20 protein-coding genes and 2 pseudogenes are annotated in these 15,938 nt (G+C 65.2%); 8 read left to right on the forward strand and 14 right to left on the reverse strand.

The window, feature by feature from the left end; translation table 11 throughout:
- Nucleotide 1 precedes the first annotated feature (1 nt).
- The 7 genes from ET21_RS0122175 to ET21_RS0122205 all read right to left on the reverse strand — a co-directional run bounded on the left by ET21_RS0122175 (nucleotide 2) and on the right by ET21_RS0122205 (nucleotide 5,267).
- Complete coding sequence (locus ET21_RS0122175; protein ID WP_030541411.1) at nucleotides 2-1,033, reverse strand: TraV family lipoprotein; 1,032 nt, start codon at nucleotides 1,031-1,033, stop codon at nucleotides 2-4.
- Nucleotides 1,030-1,908, reverse strand: a complete 879-nt coding sequence (locus tag ET21_RS0122180) for a DsbC family protein (protein ID WP_030541412.1) — start codon at nucleotides 1,906-1,908, stop codon at nucleotides 1,030-1,032. The genes ET21_RS0122175 and ET21_RS0122180 overlap by 4 nt, the downstream gene beginning before the upstream one ends.
- Nucleotides 1,895-3,223, reverse strand: coding sequence for a TrbI/VirB10 family protein (locus ET21_RS0122185; RefSeq protein ID WP_030541413.1), 1,329 nt, complete (start codon nucleotides 3,221-3,223; stop codon nucleotides 1,895-1,897). The genes ET21_RS0122180 and ET21_RS0122185 overlap by 14 nt, the downstream gene beginning before the upstream one ends.
- Before the next feature lie 3 nt (nucleotides 3,224-3,226).
- Nucleotides 3,227-4,030, reverse strand: coding sequence for a type-F conjugative transfer system secretin TraK (locus tag ET21_RS0122190; RefSeq protein WP_030541414.1), 804 nt, complete (start codon nucleotides 4,028-4,030; stop codon nucleotides 3,227-3,229).
- Complete coding sequence (locus tag ET21_RS0122195) at nucleotides 4,027-4,593, reverse strand: type IV conjugative transfer system protein TraE (RefSeq protein ID WP_030541415.1); 567 nt, start codon at nucleotides 4,591-4,593, stop codon at nucleotides 4,027-4,029. Before ET21_RS0122195 ends, ET21_RS0122190 begins: the two co-directional genes overlap by 4 nt.
- A gap of 1 nt (nucleotide 4,594) precedes the next feature.
- Nucleotides 4,595-4,885, reverse strand: coding sequence for a type IV conjugative transfer system protein TraL (gene traL / locus ET21_RS0122200; RefSeq protein WP_007406717.1), 291 nt, complete (start codon nucleotides 4,883-4,885; stop codon nucleotides 4,595-4,597).
- Nucleotides 4,886-4,946: 61 nt separating this feature from the next.
- Complete coding sequence (locus ET21_RS0122205; RefSeq protein ID WP_030541416.1) at nucleotides 4,947-5,267, reverse strand: TrbC/VirB2 family protein; 321 nt, start codon at nucleotides 5,265-5,267, stop codon at nucleotides 4,947-4,949.
- 364 nt (nucleotides 5,268-5,631) lie between these two features.
- On the opposite strand from ET21_RS0122205, the gene ET21_RS0122210 reads away from it, so the two are divergent.
- Together ET21_RS0122210 and ET21_RS0122215 are read left to right on the forward strand one after the other, a co-directional pair.
- Nucleotides 5,632-6,102: a hypothetical protein gene (locus ET21_RS0122210; RefSeq protein ID WP_030541417.1), complete on the forward strand. Its 471-nt coding sequence runs from the start codon at nucleotides 5,632-5,634 to the stop codon at nucleotides 6,100-6,102.
- A 123-nt stretch (nucleotides 6,103-6,225) separates the two neighbouring features.
- The gene (locus ET21_RS0122215) at nucleotides 6,226-6,732 is read left to right on the forward strand and encodes a hypothetical protein (protein ID WP_047100311.1); all 507 of its coding nucleotides are present in this window, start codon (nucleotides 6,226-6,228) and stop codon (nucleotides 6,730-6,732) included.
- A 30-nt stretch (nucleotides 6,733-6,762) separates the two neighbouring features.
- On the opposite strand, the gene ET21_RS0122220 is transcribed toward ET21_RS0122215, so the two are convergent.
- Entirely contained in the window at nucleotides 6,763-7,734 is a 972-nt protein-coding gene (locus ET21_RS0122220) for a lytic transglycosylase domain-containing protein (RefSeq protein WP_030541419.1), read from the reverse strand.
- 110 nt (nucleotides 7,735-7,844) lie between these two features.
- Here ET21_RS0122220 and ET21_RS0122225 point away from each other — a divergent pair, with 110 nt between their 5' ends.
- The gene (locus ET21_RS0122225) at nucleotides 7,845-9,137 is read left to right on the forward strand and encodes a hypothetical protein (RefSeq protein ID WP_030541420.1); all 1,293 of its coding nucleotides are present in this window, start codon (nucleotides 7,845-7,847) and stop codon (nucleotides 9,135-9,137) included.
- Between the two features lie 17 nt (nucleotides 9,138-9,154).
- Here the strand turns inward: ET21_RS0122225 and ET21_RS0122230 are convergent, their stop codons facing one another.
- The gene (locus ET21_RS0122230) at nucleotides 9,155-9,424 is read right to left on the reverse strand and encodes a hypothetical protein (protein ID WP_030541421.1); all 270 of its coding nucleotides are present in this window, start codon (nucleotides 9,422-9,424) and stop codon (nucleotides 9,155-9,157) included.
- Between the two features lie 786 nt (nucleotides 9,425-10,210).
- On the opposite strand from ET21_RS0122230, the gene ET21_RS0122235 reads away from it, so the two are divergent.
- The gene (locus ET21_RS0122235; protein ID WP_030541422.1) at nucleotides 10,211-10,615 is read left to right on the forward strand and encodes a hypothetical protein; all 405 of its coding nucleotides are present in this window, start codon (nucleotides 10,211-10,213) and stop codon (nucleotides 10,613-10,615) included.
- 62 nt (nucleotides 10,616-10,677) lie between these two features.
- Here ET21_RS0122235 and ET21_RS0122240 read toward each other — a convergent pair whose 3' ends face one another.
- From ET21_RS0122240 to ET21_RS0122255, 4 genes are all read right to left on the reverse strand, one after another.
- Nucleotides 10,678-11,478 carry a trypsin-like peptidase domain-containing protein gene (locus tag ET21_RS0122240; RefSeq protein WP_030541423.1) on the reverse strand — a complete coding sequence of 267 codons (801 nt, stop codon included), beginning with the start codon at nucleotides 11,476-11,478 and terminating at the stop codon, nucleotides 10,678-10,680.
- Between the two features lie 142 nt (nucleotides 11,479-11,620).
- Complete coding sequence (locus ET21_RS0122245; RefSeq protein WP_030541424.1) at nucleotides 11,621-12,130, reverse strand: Hsp20/alpha crystallin family protein; 510 nt, start codon at nucleotides 12,128-12,130, stop codon at nucleotides 11,621-11,623.
- Nucleotides 12,131-12,199: 69 nt separating this feature from the next.
- On the reverse strand, nucleotides 12,200-12,706 hold the full coding sequence (locus ET21_RS0122250; protein WP_030541425.1) for an Hsp20 family protein: 507 nt from the start codon (nucleotides 12,704-12,706) through the stop codon (nucleotides 12,200-12,202).
- A 94-nt stretch (nucleotides 12,707-12,800) separates the two neighbouring features.
- A complete protein-coding gene (locus tag ET21_RS0122255; RefSeq protein WP_237751644.1) occupies nucleotides 12,801-13,454 on the reverse strand; it encodes an HdeD family acid-resistance protein in 654 nt (217 codons plus the stop codon).
- Nucleotides 13,455-14,221: 767 nt separating this feature from the next.
- Between ET21_RS0122255 and ET21_RS27925 the strand changes: the two genes are divergently transcribed.
- The 3 genes from ET21_RS27925 to ET21_RS28650 all read left to right on the forward strand — a co-directional run bounded on the left by ET21_RS27925 (nucleotide 14,222) and on the right by ET21_RS28650 (nucleotide 14,919).
- The gene (locus tag ET21_RS27925; protein WP_156029330.1) at nucleotides 14,222-14,362 is read left to right on the forward strand and encodes a hypothetical protein; all 141 of its coding nucleotides are present in this window, start codon (nucleotides 14,222-14,224) and stop codon (nucleotides 14,360-14,362) included.
- A 151-nt stretch (nucleotides 14,363-14,513) separates the two neighbouring features.
- A complete protein-coding gene (locus tag ET21_RS28645) occupies nucleotides 14,514-14,774 on the forward strand; it encodes a TonB-dependent receptor plug domain-containing protein (protein WP_237751648.1) in 261 nt (86 codons plus the stop codon).
- Complete coding sequence (locus tag ET21_RS28650; protein ID WP_237751645.1) at nucleotides 14,710-14,919, forward strand: hypothetical protein; 210 nt, start codon at nucleotides 14,710-14,712, stop codon at nucleotides 14,917-14,919. Before ET21_RS28645 ends, ET21_RS28650 begins: the two co-directional genes overlap by 65 nt.
- A gap of 499 nt (nucleotides 14,920-15,418) precedes the next feature.
- On the opposite strand, the pseudogene ET21_RS27335 reads toward ET21_RS28650, so the two are convergent.
- Nucleotides 15,419-15,613 (reverse strand): annotated as a pseudogene (locus tag ET21_RS27335) (transposase); the annotation flags it as partial.
- Between the two features lie 98 nt (nucleotides 15,614-15,711).
- Between ET21_RS27335 and ET21_RS27340 the strand changes: the two are divergent.
- Nucleotides 15,712-15,915: pseudogene (locus ET21_RS27340) on the forward strand (transposase); the annotation flags it as partial.
- Between the last annotated feature and the right edge of the window lie 23 nt (nucleotides 15,916-15,938).

Consider the following 15,938-nt stretch of genomic DNA (forward strand, 5'->3'; position numbering starts at 1 on the left):
GTCAGTTGTCCTCCGGAACCGCGGCGGGGAAGCTCGCAGCGCGGACGGTGGGGCTCGTCAGGGTCGTGAGCCCCGCCCCGGGCGTCGCTCCGGCGCCGCCGCGCGCGCTGTCCTCGACCCGCTCGCGCGCTTCCTGGTACTCCTGGCTCGCCTTCACGCGCGCAGCTGCCTCCTGGCCGGACGCAGTGCTCGTGGCGGGAGCACCCTCCGATCGCTGTTTGGCTTGAGCCGGCGCCTCGCTTCGCCGGCTGGCTGGCACACCCGCCGCGGCGGTCTCGCCGCCGCCAGCTGCGCGCTTGGTGGCCATGACCGAAGCAGTCGGCCGCTGCGACCCCGACGCAGAGGATGCCGGGGCGGGCGCGCCAACCGTCGGCGCGCCGCCCGCCGCCTTGACCTTGGTGGCCAGACGGCTCGCGACATCCGCCTTGATTGCTTCCACCGGGTCCGGCTTTCTGGCCCGGGCAGCCGCCACCACATTCGGGTCCGGCATGTTCGGGTCGAACGCGGCAACGTCCACCACACCGGGAGCCTCGCGCTCGACCGCATCGACAAGGCTCAGCTGAACAGGTGCATCAGCCGACCTGCTGTCGGGGATGGGAGTCGCACCCGCAAGCGCCTGGGCCTGCCACTCGGATTGGACGACCGCGTGGACCGCGCTCGATTCATGCAGCCGGCCCCGGTCATCGACATAGGGCTGAAACACAATGCGGAGCACCTTCTCGCGGGTTCGCGGCGCGACCTGCCCATGTGCGTCTGAGGGCGGCGCTGCCACAGCGGTGCGCAGGGCGCGGGGCTGTTGTGCCGGTGTCGGATAGGGCCCTGCCGGGATCATGACATCGCCTGCGTCACCGGAGATCATCGCCAGCGCGCGATCGTCGATCGTGGAGGACGGCGCGCAGATGCCGTCGGGCGCCTGGCAGGTGAAGCTGCCCTTCACGTTGCCGCCGAAGGTCGTGCAGCCGTTCAGGCTCATCAGCGTGCCGAAGCCAAGCGCGGCGACAGCGGCCCGACGGCTGAGGCGCGGCGCGCTCACGAGCGTCCGTCCTTGAGCCAGCTTTGCAGGAACTCCTTGGGCCGATAGCCCTCGAGCATCGCCCCATCGCTGCGCACGATCACAGGCGTTCCGCTCAGGCCGTGCTTGTGAGCGAAAGCCTCGTTCGCATCGAGGCCCGACGTATCGCACGACGGGCCGCTCTTGAGCGGCTCGCCGGCATAGGCAGCATGCAGCGCCTCCTCGCGATTCTTGGCGCAATAGACGCGGTCGGCGATATCGCGGCTGCCGAGAACGGAGATCGGCCGCTCGACGACCCGAACATTCATGCTGCGCAGCACGTTCGTAAGCGCGCGGCAATAGCCACACCGGAAGTCGGTGAAGACCGTGACTGTCTGCCCCGCCGGATTGCCCCAGACGATCGCGCCGTCCTTCGGAAGTCCTTCCAGCGCCAGCCTGGTCGGCCGCGCGGGGAGCGCGGTCTTCTCGACCCTGGCCTGCGCCGGAGCCGCCGCTTCCATTCCCTGGGCCTCGCCTTCCGCAGCCGCAGCATTGGCCTTCGCCGCACCGCCGACGAGCATGTCCGGGTTGATCTCGAGCAGTCGGGCGGCGGTGAGATCCTGGCGCGTCTCCATGTCATAGACCCGGCCGATGATGAGGTAGCGGGCGCCGGCGTCGACGTAGAAGAGGTTTGACCCAGCCGTCACCTCGCAGAGGCCACGCACCTTCTCGCAATTGACCTGGGTCAGGGGCGTCTTCGGCAAGCGCGTCTTGAGCAGGTTCGTGACCTCGACGCTGCTCGGACCCGCGACCTGGGCCGCGAGGGCAACGCTGGCAACGCCAAGCGCCGCGACGCCGGTGAGCAGCTTCCAGGGGCGCGCGAACGCGCTCCGGCGCAAGCGATCAATTGCGGACATAAACACCCTCCAGGAAGACGATTTCGACATCGACGCCGGTCGGCATCTCGATGACCGGCTGGTACTGTTCGGCGCGCTCGATCAGATATTTCGAGACGTCCCTGCCCGACTCCGCTGCACCGCCGCCGAGCGCCCGCAGGCCGACATTGCCGAGGCTGGGGGTGCGGTTGATGCCGCCCTCGCCATCGGTGCTGATCGTCGCCAGCGGCTGCTGAAAGGCCGTGTTCAGCGCGTTGCCGGCACCGCCGACGAGGCCTGCGAGGAATGCCTGCATGGCAAGCGAACCCTCGCGGCTGACCACCCGCCCGCGCACGCCGGTCTTGCCGCCGAACGCGATGAAGCCCTTGACCTCCGAGACGGCGTAGCGGCCGCCGGGCTGCGGGCAGGTCATCTTCTGCAGCTTGACGTAGACCTTCTCGCTGGAAAGGTCGCCGCGCGCCGCGCCGTTGATGAGGCAGCCCTGGATCTTGGTCGTGAGGAGCTTGCCGTTCTGCAGCACCGAGCGCGCCGGCCCGGTAACGCGCAGAACGACAGGCAGCGGGTCGGTCTGGCTGTTCACGCCAGCGCTCGCGTCCACCCCCACGATGACCTTGGCGGAGGCGAAGCTGTTGGGCGGCAGATAGTTCGGGCTGTCGGTATAGACCGTACTGCCCTTCGCCACCTTGGACGCGGTCCCCGTGTCGGAAGACGAGAAGCTGACCATTTTGACCTCGGCGGCGCGGCTGAGCGGAGGCGCTGCGCCGGCTTCGCCCGGCGCGTCCGGCCGCTGATAGGCTTGCGGGCCGCCTCGCCCGTACAGAGCCGCCGGGCCAGGCGCCGGGGGCGGCGCCGAAGGCCGCTCGTTCAGCTGCTTGCGGAGCTGCTCATTCTCCACCTGGTAAGCGGACAGCACTCGCTGGCCATCGGCCTGCATCGACGAGTTCTGCCCCTTCAGCGCTTCGATCTGAGCGGCGAGATTGTCCATTCTCGCCTGCTGGCCGTTCACCGACTTGAGCTGGTTCTCGGTGGACTCGAACCGGTTTTCCGAGAGCGCCATCCACTCCTGCTGCGAGAGGTTGCGGTTCACCAGATCCTTGGTCGAGACCTCGACCTTCTCGGCGCCATCGGCGTCGGCGGCCTTCTCTCCTTCGTCGCCGCTGAAGATCCACATGGAGGACAGAACCAGCCCGACGCCGGCGACCCCGGCGAGCAGCATTCGCTGCTTGCGGCGCACCGCTTCGTTGCCCGCCAGTTCGCCTCCGACAGGCGAGACCCCCTCGCCCTCCGCCTCGTCGAGGGGTCTCCGCTTACGATTGAAAATGTCCGAGAAGGCCATGGCTTACCTCACAGTCTGGGAGACGAGGTAGGCCGTCGTGACCTTCCCCGGGGCGAGCTTGGGCTCGGCGATGGAGACGGCGAGCGCGCTTGCCGGAGCGACCGTGCGCTCGGTCAGCTCGGTCGGCGCATCGCCCGTGTTCTCGATGCGCAGCACCTTGCCGGTCAGGTCCTGCCCGCGATATTCAGCGATCATCTGGACCTTGAGCTTGCCTACATAGACGGGCTTCAGCGCGCGCTGCCGCATCTCATAGCCGTCGGCGACGCTGTTGGCGTACATGGCCTGGACGAGCTCGACCGCGGCATCCTGCGGCCCCGCGGCGACCTGCTGGGGCGAGCCCTCGGCTGCCTTTTCCCGGGCGATCGCGGGATTGGACACAAACACCTGCGCCGCCTGGTCGCCGGCGATCCGGCAGACGAACTTGTAGACGTAGCCGCGCTTGCTCGTGCCGAAGAAGGAAAGCGCCGGGCGACCGAAACCTTCGGGCACGCTCAGGTAGATGTCGCCCCGGACCGGCTCGTTGACGACCGAGAAATCGTCCTGCGGGTTGCCGGTCGAGATCTTCGACACGCTCGCGAACTCGTCATCGACCAGGCTGATCCGGGTCAGGTCCTTCGACGACGCCTGGCAGTCGACCTGGGCGCTGTCGGCGGCCACGACCGTCTGGTCTGCCCATGCCGGCTGCGCGAACAGGAAGACCGCCAGCGTGATCAGGCATGCGCCCGCCACCCTGCTCAGGATGCAGTAGATGCGGGACATGAGGATGGTGCCTGCAGCCGCGCTGCCGACGGCGTAGAAAGCCATCATTTGTCTTGCTCCTTGCCGGTGCGGACCATCCCGAAGCCGACCAGGCGGAGCGACAAGCCCTCATACTCCCAGTCGTAGCGGAAGGTGCGGCGCTCCCTGGAGATCACCTTGTTGCCGACGATGGTGTGGAGCTCGCCGGTCACCTCGGACCGCAGGTTCTTGGGATCGATGTCCATCGACTCGATCGTGAAGAACTGAGAGATCGAGGAGCCGCGCTGCTCGTTGACGATCTTGAGGAGGTCGGCCTTGATCTTGCCCTGAACGCGCGGCGATGTGATCTCGAGCACCGCGTTCATCCAATATTCGAGGTTTTGCGGACTGCGGTCGAGCGTGAGCACCACCACGTCGCGCGTGATCATCTCGAGATATTCGCGGGAGACGCCGGCACTGCTGACGGTGACCGGCGAGCGCAGCACGGGCTGGAGGACGATCTCGCGGTCTCGCGAGATGCCGAAGGCGAGCAGCAGCGCTGTTACCGCCGCAAGCGCGCCGGCGACCACGACCAGGAAGTTGCGCTGGCGAAGAACCCGCTGGTTGCTTGCGTGGCTGAATGCGAGGTCCATCTCAGCCCGCCATCAGTCGGAGATAAGAGGGTGGCGTGGCCCTCAGGCCGGTGAAGCCGGCCGGAAGATGCCAATAGGCCAGATGGAGCAGCCAAGACGCGGCACGACCCGCTTTTGCCTTTTTCAATCCCCACCAGCCGGCGAATGCCAACGCCGTTCCAATGACGATGTGCTGGGTCATGATCCCCCAGACGAATGGCGTAACCATCGCCAGGAACTCATCCAGCGTCCACAGCCCGATCAGTTCTGGATCGTCCAGATGAGATGGGATCGCGTACTTGTCTGCGGCCATTGCACCACCCTCCCCCTGTGCGGCGCCGAGGCTGCCACCCCGACGCGCCAGGCTCGTTGCGTCAGATCGTCGCCGTCACCGTCGAGGTGACGATCGGAATGCCCGTGCCGGCGCCGACACCGACGCCGACCGGAATGGCGATCTGACCCATGGAGAAGCGGCCCGAGGCGAGCGCCACGATGCCGCCGGCGAGCGACAGCACGGTAATGACCTTGCCGCCCGACCCCTCGAGGAAGTCGGTGAACTTCGTGAGGGCCGTGTCGAATGTGGTATCCGCACCGGCAAAGGCCGGCCCGGCGAACCACAGGAGCGCGAACAGCATCACAGCGAGGGCGAGGATCGCCATCTCCATGCGCCCGCTCCGATTCAGCAGAGACTGCATAAGAGTTTCCCTTCGATGGAGACGCGGCACCTCCGCGCCCAATTGAAGGGTGGGTCCCCGACGACTTTCGCTACAACCGGCTTTTGTTGGAACCGCAGGGCTCTCGGCGGATTTATCTAGCGGCCGTGCCTAAATAACCTCCGGCAGAGCCAAACATCGTCCGCGAAAAACGATTCTTCATCTTGATTCGCGGACATCTTGTCCCGGCTTTCAGGCGCGCTGTCCGCGGTTGCGGACCAAGGTCCGGCTTTGCGGGCAAGTCCCTGTGCGGGTACACTTGGCTCGCCCCGGACGAGTCGTATAGGGCGATGTCACTTCACCCTGGCGACTTCAGCCGAAGCCAGGCAAGCAAGGACATGCGGGAATGGGCGGCCAGGCAATGCGGGGGTACACCCTCGACGTATCCGAGTATCTGTTTCGGCTGACCACCGAGAGCCTGCGGATTCACTCCAATCAGACACGGCGCTACCAGTCGCTCGGGAACCTCGTGAACGCGCGCGCTACCGCCGGCGCCGCCGGCGCGATCGAGCAGCACGACGTGGAAACGCTGCGCAAGCATCTGGAGAAGGTGCCGACCAAGGGCCCGATCCGCATCTATCTGAGCATCACGAAGACGAGCGCGGAAAGCCTGACGGAGGCCAAGCGGCGACTCGAAAGGCACCTGGGATCGGCTCTGACGGTCGGCGATGCTATCTCCATGCTGCTGTTCGATTATGTGGTCGAGCAGGGCACCGCCAAGCTGTTGAGCAAGATCGGAATCGACGAGCAGAAGCCGCCAAAAAGCGCGCGCGGGCGTGGTCGTGACGAGGGCGAAAAGGTTGTGCGCATTAGATAAATTCGGCTGTGGGGAGTGCGCGCGCTTTTTTCGAAGGGCTTGCCAAGATCGATAAGGTTTGATTGTGTCGCTCTGTCCGCAAGAGGACTGCGGGGGCGAAAAGTGTCATCGCTTACGAATCGAATGGAGCAGGAGCTGCCCCTCGAGGCAGAAGCTGAAGCAGCGGCCGACTATGTGCCGATGATCATGCGCGCGATGGAGGCCAACGACATCGGCATCCGGACGATGGCGCTACGCTCAGGAATCAAGAAGAGCAGGCTCGGCACGATCCTTCACCGGGACCCGGAAAAGCGCGCCTCGATGACCTTGCCGGAATTTCAGGCGATCCTCAGGGCCCTAAACATCGACCTCATGCAGGCAGTCATCAGCGTCGAGATGACCCGCGAAATGGAGCTCGTGCAGGACGATCGCTTCACCGCACTCGTGGCGATGCTGAGCACCTTGTTCAAAGGTCTTCCGCACCGGCTCGTCGAAGCCCTTCAGGAGCTTGAGGGCATGGACGGCAGCGAGATCCGCAGCGAGTGGGGCACCTACTTCCAGTCGGCGGTCATCAAGCGGATGGTCACCGAGATCACGGCGGTCCTTCAGCGTCGCTCGCAATTCGGATCAGGACGCGACCCGCTCCTCTAGCGCGGCACCCCGTGCGATCGGCACGACTTCTCAGAAGCTCGACACAGTGGCGGCGCGAATGAAAGGCTCACGGGGCGGTGCCGGCGATGCACTCGTCTGGATAGCCGCAACTCTCGAAACGCCGCTGAGCCGAGACCAGTTGAGCAGGACGTTCGAGACGTAATCCTGGGTCTCGACGATCCGCGGCACACTCCCGTTCCTGACGCGCCCGGGCCCGGCATTGTAGGCCGCCAACGCGAGGTGATAGGCACCGAACCGGTCGAGCTGCTGACGCAGATACCGCGCTCCGCCACGAAGATTCTGCTCCACGTCGTAGCGGTTCACACCAAGACCGGCGGCCGTCCCAGGCATCAGCTGCGTGAGGCCAAATGCGCTTTTCGGGGACACCGCAGAGGCATTGTAGCGGCTCTCCCGAATGATCATCGCATCGAACAGCCCGACCGGAATTCCGTACTCGCAGGCGACGTTGCTCATCATCGAGAAATATGTCTGGCGGCGGACTTCGGCATCGGCGGGCAGGAAGCCGCTTCGCCGGTATCCTGTCGGCGAGCACCCGGGGACGAAGGTCGTGGCAGCCGCAGCGAATACCGGGCCGCCGCGCATCCATGCCGGCACGGCGATCGCGGAAAATGGAGCAAGTGCCGCCGTCTGACTGGCCGGGGCGCCTAGCTGGGCAACACCGACCGGGGCAAAGGGGTCCTCCTGCGCGACCACCGTCGTCGCGCCGGCCTCTGCCGCGAGTCTTTCACCCATCTGATACTCGACCCAGCGACGGCTCAGATCGTGGACCCGGAAGCCCTCCACATCCGCTACGACGGCCTCGGCCGGACCCTCCATGCTGGGCTCGACCGTCCCATCCTTACCGTCGGCGGCGACGTCCGACCGCCCCGTCATGCTGATCAGCTGGACGCTGCGCACCGGCGAAGCGGCGCGTTGGGTCGCCGCGAGCGCGGCCCCGCTATCAACGATGACAAGTGTGCTCGCGAGCAACAACGCACGCATATCAAACCTCCCTGACCCCTGGTTCAGGAAGTTGAGATCAGGCGATTTGCAGTTGTCAATTCCCTGGAGCGGGCAAACTATGGCTGCATTGGATCGCCCGAAACTGGATCATGTGGCTGATTGACCGAGACACGGATGGCCGCGGCCCCCGGATCGCGCTGCCCGCTCCGCTCCGCGAGGCGCTGGTGCGTTGGTACACCGGCCAGGGATCGCCTGGCGATGAAGAGGCAGGAATCACGCTCGTCCAGAACGCCCGCATCGGCGCCAAGTGGATCGCCTGTGATTGCCTGGCCGCGGACGATCCGCCGCCGATACTCACGCCCGCCTTCCTGTCGGAGGCGGAGACCTATTATCTCCGCCGGCTGACCAGCGCGAAGCGACCCGACCACCGCGCCGACTGCCCCTTCTTCCGGGATCAGGTCACCCATCGCATCTCGGAGGTACGATCGCGCGAAACGCCGGCGCCGCCTCCCGAGGGCTTCTTCGAGGTCCTGCGGCCTGCCCCCAGCAAGCTCGCGCAACAGCCCGAGAGCGACGCCAGCGACGATCGCACGCGCCACGCCTCGGTGCCTCGGCTCGCCCGGTTGCTATGGCGCCTCCTCGACGTTGCAGGGACGACCCGAGCTTTTCCCTTGTCGGATGGCGCGGAGGAGCCTTCGATCAAGCGGGAGTTCGATGTTCTGGTGAAGGCGAGCAGCAGGATCGAGATCGCGCCCGGCATCGAGCTCAGCCGCGCCTTCTGGACCCACGCCGATGCCCTGCACAGCCGGCGCGCCTATGCGGTTCTGAGGCGTCTCTCCCGAGACTGGCCTCCCGGCCACGCGCCGCAGGCGTTCTTCGCGCTCTTCTCGCATCAGATCACCGGCCATGTCATCGAGACCGCCGACAACCAGCCAGTGCGCGTCGCCAATCGGGTGCAGTCCCCGTCGGTGAGGGGCAACCTGGTCCGTGGCCCCTTCCTCGTGATCGTCGTCGCTGGTCAATATCCCGAGGCGCGTGGCTATGCTCCGCTTCGCGCCTACGCGCAGCCGATCTACTCGGGGCAGCGGTTCATCCCGGTCGACTCCGAGTTCGAGCGCAGCCTGCTGCGCGAATTGCTGTCGATCCAGCGCAACCTTCACCGGCATGGCATCGATGTCGCGATCGAAAAGCCCGTGTTCGATATTCTGACGCCGCTCGGCCCTGCGCGACCGGACTTCCTGATCGAGGCGCGCTCGCGGATCACCGGGGAGATCAAGCGTCTGGCGATCGACGCCATAGACCACGGTGACGACGAGCATGACGGATCGAGCACCAGCGGGCATTCTCGCCTTCGCGAGATCGCTCCGCTGCTCTGCCTCAGTTCCGGCGACCTCGAGCTGGGCCGGGTAGCCCGAAAGGTTGCCGCCGCCCTGGACCTGTGAGTTGAGCCCCGTGCCCCTCAGCTCCAGCGAAGCGTCATCGCGAACCCCCCCACAATGGCGATGATAACCGGCGTCGAGCGAAAGTAGAGCCGTTGCCACAGCCACCAGAGCTTGGGCACGAAGAGAATTGCTTGTCGAACGCTCCGAACTTCTTCCCAGGCGCGTTCGCGGCAGACGTGCACTCCAGCGCCGACAATCGACAACGCGAGGGCGATCGCACAGCACAGCGCCGTCGCCGCGTAGAGAGCTGCCCAGTTCGCCAATTCGAGTCGCGTTAGCTGCGCCATTCTGACCGTACCTTCTCGCACCGCCATCCAGGTAAGTGTCTGCCCTCGTTCCGGTTCCTACAGCCGTTATTGGTCGCCAAAGCCTGGCCCTAGACCCTTGACGGGGCGCCGAGGAATACTAGCTCGACTAACGCCGAACGCCATAGCGGGTTCGGCTGGGACTAGAGGGCGCCGGCTCTCTCTCCGGCGCATCTCATGCCCGAATTGCTCATGCAGAGGATTTGGATATGAGGACGATTATTCGCGATCTGATCCGTGGGCGCCGGCGCGGTGCTGCCGATAGCTCCCACTACAACTCGCTCCGCCATCTGGAGAGCCAGACGCCACCCCCTCGATCGGAGGCGCGTCGGTGGCCCTCGCGCGTGATGAAGGTGCTGACGTCGGCAATCGTCGGTCTGCTGGCGCTCCTCGGCACGTCCCTTACCCCCGCAGCGGCTCAGGTCTGGGCGCCGCCGCCGGCGTGGGGGCCGGGCTGGCATCATTGGACCGGCCACCACCGCTGGGCGCCAGGATGGCGCGGCCCAGTGTGGATAGCCGAACCAGGCCCTCGTCATGGTTGGTACCGCTGGCACGGCCGGTGGTACCGGCATTGCGGGTGGCGCTGGGAAGCACCGCATCTCCGCGTGTGGCGCTGCTACTGACGCGTTGGCCCGACCCGCGGCGGTCGGGCCAACATCGATCACTTGGCGATGGACCGCAACCGGATCCAGCGACCTGCGCAACCGGGTTAGACGGCTTGGCTCGCTGGTCAGGCCTTCCGCCGACCGAAGGCCGAGGGAAGCTTTAATGTTCGAGTGCCTGATCCTTGGGGACAGCACGGGCGTCGGCACCGCGCGGGCGATCAATGCCCGCTATGAGCGCCATTGTGACATTCAGGCCGCAGAGCGGGCCACGGCCGCCCAGATCCTCTCCTGGCGAAGACCGGGAAAACGCTACGATACGTGCATCTTCTCGATGGGTTCCAATGACAAGGCTGGACCGGCTCTTGCCGCCCGCCTCGCTGAGATACGTGCGCAGTTCTGCTTTAACCGTGTGATCTGGCTGCTGCCCTATTCCCGCCCGCAGGCCTATACCGTCAGCGCTGTCGCTGCCCGCTTTCGAGATGAGGCCGTCGACCTCCGTCGCTTCGCTTCTTCCGATGGAGTTCACCCGCGTCGGTACGGCGACGTGGCCGCGGCCTTGCTAAAATAGCGTCGGAGCGGCGTGGCTTCGCTGACGATGGATTTTGGAGCGGGGAAGAGGAGAGCGGGAAGTCAGCCATCGGCGGCAGCAGCCAGCCTCGTGCCCGCGATCCGTTCGACAACTCTCCGCGCAACGTCGGAAGGCACAGCGAGCCCGATGCCGACATTTCCGCCGCTGGGGCCGATGATCGCGCTGTTGATGCCGATGACCTCGCCGCGCATGTTGATCAGCGGCCCACCCGAGTTCCCTGGATTGATCGGGGCATCGGTCTGAACATAGGGCGGACCTCCTGCGGACGGCGCCCGTACCGCGCTGATGATGCCGGCAGTGACGGTCTGGCCCACCTCGAAGGGGTTGCCGATCGCCACGACATAGTCGCCGACATGGGCCTTGGCTGACTCGCCCAGCGGCAGAGCCTTCAGCCCTCGCCCTGGGATCCTTAGAACGGCAATATCTGTCAGCGGATCGCTCCCGAGCAGTTCCGCCTCGACCTGTCGATCGCCGATGCCGACAGCGATTGCGCGCGCATGCGAGACGACATGCTGGTTGGTCACCACCAGCCCGCGTTCGGCGTCGACCACGAACCCCGATCCGGCCGATATGCGCGGCGCGAGGGCTTCGTCAGGAACACCAAGAAAGAAGCGGTAATAGGGATCCCGGAGCAGAGGGTTCTGCGCATAGGGCGAACTCTGCAGCACGGCGATGTTGACCACCGCAGGCGCGACCCGCTCCACCAGCGGCGCCAGCGTCAACCGGTTGAGGGGAACGGCATCGCTCGATATCGCCCGTTGCCCGGTCGCTTCAGCCGGGGCGGTGCTCGTCAGCATCTCGACGGCCGCGCCGCCAAGGGATGCGCCAACGAACGTGAGCACCAAAGCCCATGCTGCCCAGATGCCCCTGGATTGCCGGTGGGATCGAACCATGACTGTTCCCTCTGCTTCGTCCTCCACCAGCCGGCGCAGGGAGCGTGTGTTTCGACGGCCGCACACCGGCGGCGCCGGCGCGCGGTATCGATCAGTGCTGCGTCGCGCCGTCGCCGAGCGGTATCCTGCGACCGCGCGTCGTCCGCTGCGACTTGGGCATCCGCACCGTCAGCACGCCATCGCGTAGCACGCCCTGGCAGTTCTCTTCGTCGGCGCCATCGGGCAGCACGATCGAGCGTTCGAAACGGCCATAGTAGCGTTCGGACCAGCCGCGATCCTTGTCCTGGTGCTCGGACTTCTTCTCGCCCCGGAGCGTCAGCACGCCATCGTCCACGGTGACGTCCACATCCTTCTCGGTCAGGCCGGGAAGCTCGGCGGTGACGATCACCTGATCATCGGTCTCCTTAACCTCCAGATACGGCCAGCTCTGCACATTGCTGGAGAGGCCGATGCCGCCCACAAGCGGTGCCCGGAAAAAGTCCTCGAACAGGCGATCCATCTCTCGGCGGAGCTGAACATAGGGGCTGCGCTCTTCGTCGCGGAAGAGCGCGGGCGCCGGGTTCTCCTGCCGGCGCCACGGAATCAAATCACGCATCGACATGATTCGTCTCCTTGGTTGCTGGCGAAGAGGGCTCGCCGCCCCGGAAGGCGCGGCGAGCCCGGTTCGGCATCAGGCAGCTTCGCGCTGCTTGGCGCCGTCGTTGGCCTTCTCGTTATTGTTCGCGGACGAGTCCTCGATCCGGCGGGCATTTTCACCAGCCGCGCCGATGCTGATCTTCCGCGGCTTCATCGCCTCGGGGATCTCGCGCACCAGCTCGATCGAGAGCATGCCATCCTTGAACTCCGCATTCTTCACCTGAACATAATCCGCCAGGCCGAAGCGGCGCTCGAAGTCACGCGCGGCGATGCCGCGGTGGATGTAGCGGCTTTCCTCGCTTTCCTGCTTGCGGCCAGAGACCACGAGCAGATTCTGCTGAGCGGTCACTTCGATCTCGTCGGGGCGGAAGCCGGCCACCGCCATGTTGATGCGGTAGCGGTCCTCGCCTTCGCTCACGAGGTCGAACGGCGGATAGTTGTCGGCAACCTGCGAAGTCAGACCGTTCTCGAGCAGGTCGAACAGCCGGTCGAAGCCAACAGTCGAACGCCGGAACGGCGTGAAGTCATAGTTGGTCCTCATAAACAAGTCCTCCTTTGAGCAACGAGTGTATGAAGAGCGTCCGAGAGAGCGGACGCACTCTCCATGCCGGGTCCTTTCGGCACCCGGCAGGAGATTATTTGGTTTCGTCAGAACGGCTTTCAAGACCATTCTCAACAGCCTGAAGTCGCTTCAGGCGGATGCCGAGGCTGATCAGCGTGAAGCCGGCAAAGAACGCCCAGGCCGCGATCACCCACGCCACCGAGAGGATGCTGGCGATCGGGTAGAGCCACAGCATGGTCCACACCCAAACGCCCAGCAGGATCGACAGCGCGCCCGAGATTCCAAGCAGCCATTCGCCCTTGATCTCCTTGCGAAGCCGGATAGCGGCCGCGATCTCAAGGGCACCGGTGAGGAACGCCCAGGCGATCAGTACGCCGAGCGTTACGAGCGCATAGCTTAGGGTTGCGACCTCAGGCATGAGCGCAACGGCCACCGCGGCCGCGATGCCGATGACGCCGCGCAGGACCATCGCCCACCAGCGATCCTCCTTCTTCGTCGCCCCCCGTACACCCGCGATCAGCGACAGGATGCCGTCTGCGCCGGCATAAGCGGCAAACACGAGGGTGAAAGCGAACAGAGCATTCAGCGGAAACAGGATAGTGACTACGCCCAGCAACAGGGCCAGGGCACCACGGAACACAATCCAACCCCAGTTCCGCCTGAGCAGCGCGGAACCGCGGGCATAGGTACTCCCCATAAAGGGGGAGGCAGCAGACATTGCGGTCATATCATCTCTCCCAGCAACAGCGGAGGCCGACACGGGAGCCCTGACGAGGCACTTCCGCGCCGGCGACCATCACGGGCGCAGATAGGAATGGCGCTCGTGATTTGAATAGTTGCGCGCGTGGGATGTTGCCAACACTTGATGCTAACGCTCAGGAGGGACACATTCCGACCTGGCGCGAGCAGGATCACTGGCGACGGCGATCGCGATGTTTGGGTCGGGTGCACCCCTACCCGTCACTGCGCAGCCATTCGACCAGAGCCACGCCGCGCCCGCATCTCGCATCGTCGCTGTGCCCGGCGGTGCACAATCTACGTTTAGCCCATGCCGTCCGACGACCGCCGCCCGGTTGCACGTGTGGCCAACGTGCCGGGTTACGGCGATGTATACGTTGTGCCTTCCCCGCCAAGAGAGTCGCGGAACGCGAGGCAGCGCTGCGTCGATGAGGAAGTCGCACGAGAAGTCAGCGCCCTTCGAAACTGACACTGGAGGCGATCGATCTGAAATGTAGCCAGCGCTGATTTCGCCGGCCGCTTCGTCATGTTCGGACGCGGCGGCACCGCGCCATCGCGGCGCATCTGGATGACCTGCCTTCCCGTAGATGCCGCCAGCCTATTCGACATCGAACGTACCGCTCCGCCTCGAGCTCACGGCTGAGTTCGCTGGCGCGATCCTCCCGCGAGGGGCAAGCGATCGTGTTGATATTAGCCCGCATTAGCCTGATAGGTAGCTCGCTCGGCTTTCTACGGGTAAGAATGGTACGTGCGGGGTTGATGATTGCCGGCAGTCTGATCGCGCTCGCAATGAGCGGTGCGGCATCGGCGCAAGCCGCGGATGAAGTTGAGGACATCGTCGTCACCGGCGAGAAAGCGGCCCGATCCCTTCAGGACACCGTCACCAGCGCGCCGTGACCACGCCGAAGCGGATCGAGCAGGAGAATCTGATCTCGATCCAGGACGTTCTGCTTCGCACCGCTAACGTCACCGAGACCTATGGCGTCGAGGCTTCACGATCCGCGGCACGGCAAATCGCGGCGTCAGCGGCGGCGGCGAAGGGGCCGCGCTGGCGACGATCTTCGTCGACGGCGCGGCGCTGCCGGCCAACATCACCCAGTCCGCACCGACCGACATGCGGGATGTCGCGCAGGTCGAGATCCTGCGCGGGCCGCAGTCCACCCTGCAGGCGCTTAACGCGCTTGCCGGCGCGATCATCGTTCAGACCGCCGAGCCCAGCATGACGTGGGACCTACGCGCGCGCGATGGCGAGCAGTGGCGACGAGACCCAGTTCGCCGTCGCGGCGGGCGAACCGATCGTGCCCGGTGAACTCGCGTTCCGCGTCGCGGCCGAAAAGCGCGATGCCGACGGATTCACCTACAACCCCACCCCGCCGCCGGCCCGAGAACCCGCTCGATTCTACCAACATCCGCGGCAAGTTACTGTGGACCCCTGGTGCGCTTCCCGGGTTTGAGGCGCGCGCGGGTTTCACCCATTTCAAGCGTTATGGCGGCTATTCGTTCAGCTACACCGACACGAGCGTGCCGGACTTCTTCGACCATCGCCGCAACTCTTCCGACCTGCCGAACGACAGCGACGTCATCGCCACGCTCGATCTGCGCTATGACATCGGCAGCGGGCTCACGCTGACCGCGATCAGCTCCTACAACGACGTCAAGGAATATAACCGCCACGACAATGATCTGACTGCGGCTGACGGCGGCGTCTATCTCCAGCGCAATCGCTTCAAGACCTCCACCCAGGAACTGCGCCTCAATTTCGAGAGCGAGCGGATGTCCGGCCTGGTCGGAGCATTCTATTACGATCGCAAGAACCGGATCGCGACAACCAGCGAGACCGGTGTGCCGACCCCGATACCGACCATTTCGGGCCTGCTCCAGCAGAGCGCTGGGCTCGACGCGGTGACCGCCAACTTTATTGCGGGGCTGTACGGCCAGGCGCTACCCGTGATCCCGGACATTCTCCTCCTCAAGCACCTTCAGCCGCTTCATCTCCGACGGCATCAGCCCGCCATATTTGCTGCGCCATCGGTAGTAGGTCTGGATCGATATGCCGGCCTTCCGGCAAACTTCCTCAACCGTCGTCCCGTCCTCGGCCTGCTTGAGGATGAACGCGATCTGCTGCTCGCTGAACCTCGACTTCTTCATCGGCGAAACCCCTCGTCCGGCACCTGCCAAACCTAACCGGGAATTTCTCACCAAAATCGGACCAAGTTCACGGGCTCAGGTCACGTGAGGAGACGGACGTGAAGAAGACCAGGTTTAGCGAGGAGCAGATCATCGCGGTGCTGCGTGAGCAGGAGGGCGGGATGAAGACTGCCGACGTGTGCCGCAAGCACGGCATTAGCAGCGCGACGCTGTACGCGTGGAAGGCGAAGTATCGCGGCATGGACGTGTCGCAGGCACGCAAGCTCAAGGTGCTCGAGGAGGAGAACGGCCGGCTCAAGCGCGCGTCGGAGGATGTCCCTCCTAT

Origin of the sequence: Sphingobium sp. DC-2, from assembly GCF_000722555.1 — a bacterium.
GTDB lineage: Bacteria > Pseudomonadota > Alphaproteobacteria > Sphingomonadales > Sphingomonadaceae > Sphingobium > Sphingobium quisquiliarum.

Bases quoted from the DNA above. Each gene is read 5' to 3' on its own strand.
- ET21_RS0122180 (WP_030541412.1), bottom strand. From the start codon at position 1,908: ATGTCCGCAATTGATCGCTTGCGCCGGAGCGCGTTCGCGCGCCCCTGG.
- ET21_RS0122185 (WP_030541413.1), bottom strand. From the start codon at position 3,223: ATGGCCTTCTCGGACATTTTCAATCGTAAGCGGAGACCCCTCGACGAG.
- ET21_RS0122190 (WP_030541414.1), bottom strand. From the start codon at position 4,030: ATGATGGCTTTCTACGCCGTCGGCAGCGCGGCTGCAGGCACCATCCTC.
- ET21_RS0122195 (WP_030541415.1), bottom strand. From the start codon at position 4,593: ATGGACCTCGCATTCAGCCACGCAAGCAACCAGCGGGTTCTTCGCCAG.
- traL (WP_007406717.1), bottom strand. From the start codon at position 4,885: ATGGCCGCAGACAAGTACGCGATCCCATCTCATCTGGACGATCCAGAA.
- ET21_RS0122205 (WP_030541416.1), bottom strand. From the start codon at position 5,267: ATGCAGTCTCTGCTGAATCGGAGCGGGCGCATGGAGATGGCGATCCTC.
- ET21_RS0122210 (WP_030541417.1), top strand. From the start codon at position 5,632: ATGGGCGGCCAGGCAATGCGGGGGTACACCCTCGACGTATCCGAGTAT.
- ET21_RS0122215 (WP_047100311.1), top strand. From the start codon at position 6,226: ATGGAGCAGGAGCTGCCCCTCGAGGCAGAAGCTGAAGCAGCGGCCGAC.
- ET21_RS0122220 (WP_030541419.1), bottom strand. From the start codon at position 7,734: ATGCGTGCGTTGTTGCTCGCGAGCACACTTGTCATCGTTGATAGCGGG.
- ET21_RS0122225 (WP_030541420.1), top strand. From the start codon at position 7,845: ATGTGGCTGATTGACCGAGACACGGATGGCCGCGGCCCCCGGATCGCG.
- ET21_RS0122230 (WP_030541421.1), bottom strand. From the start codon at position 9,424: ATGGCGCAGCTAACGCGACTCGAATTGGCGAACTGGGCAGCTCTCTAC.
- ET21_RS0122235 (WP_030541422.1), top strand. From the start codon at position 10,211: ATGTTCGAGTGCCTGATCCTTGGGGACAGCACGGGCGTCGGCACCGCG.
- ET21_RS0122245 (WP_030541424.1), bottom strand. From the start codon at position 12,130: ATGTCGATGCGTGATTTGATTCCGTGGCGCCGGCAGGAGAACCCGGCG.
- ET21_RS0122250 (WP_030541425.1), bottom strand. From the start codon at position 12,706: ATGAGGACCAACTATGACTTCACGCCGTTCCGGCGTTCGACTGTTGGC.
- ET21_RS0122255 (WP_237751644.1), bottom strand. From the start codon at position 13,454: ATGACCGCAATGTCTGCTGCCTCCCCCTTTATGGGGAGTACCTATGCC.
- ET21_RS28650 (WP_237751645.1), top strand. From the start codon at position 14,710: ATGGCGAGCAGTGGCGACGAGACCCAGTTCGCCGTCGCGGCGGGCGAA.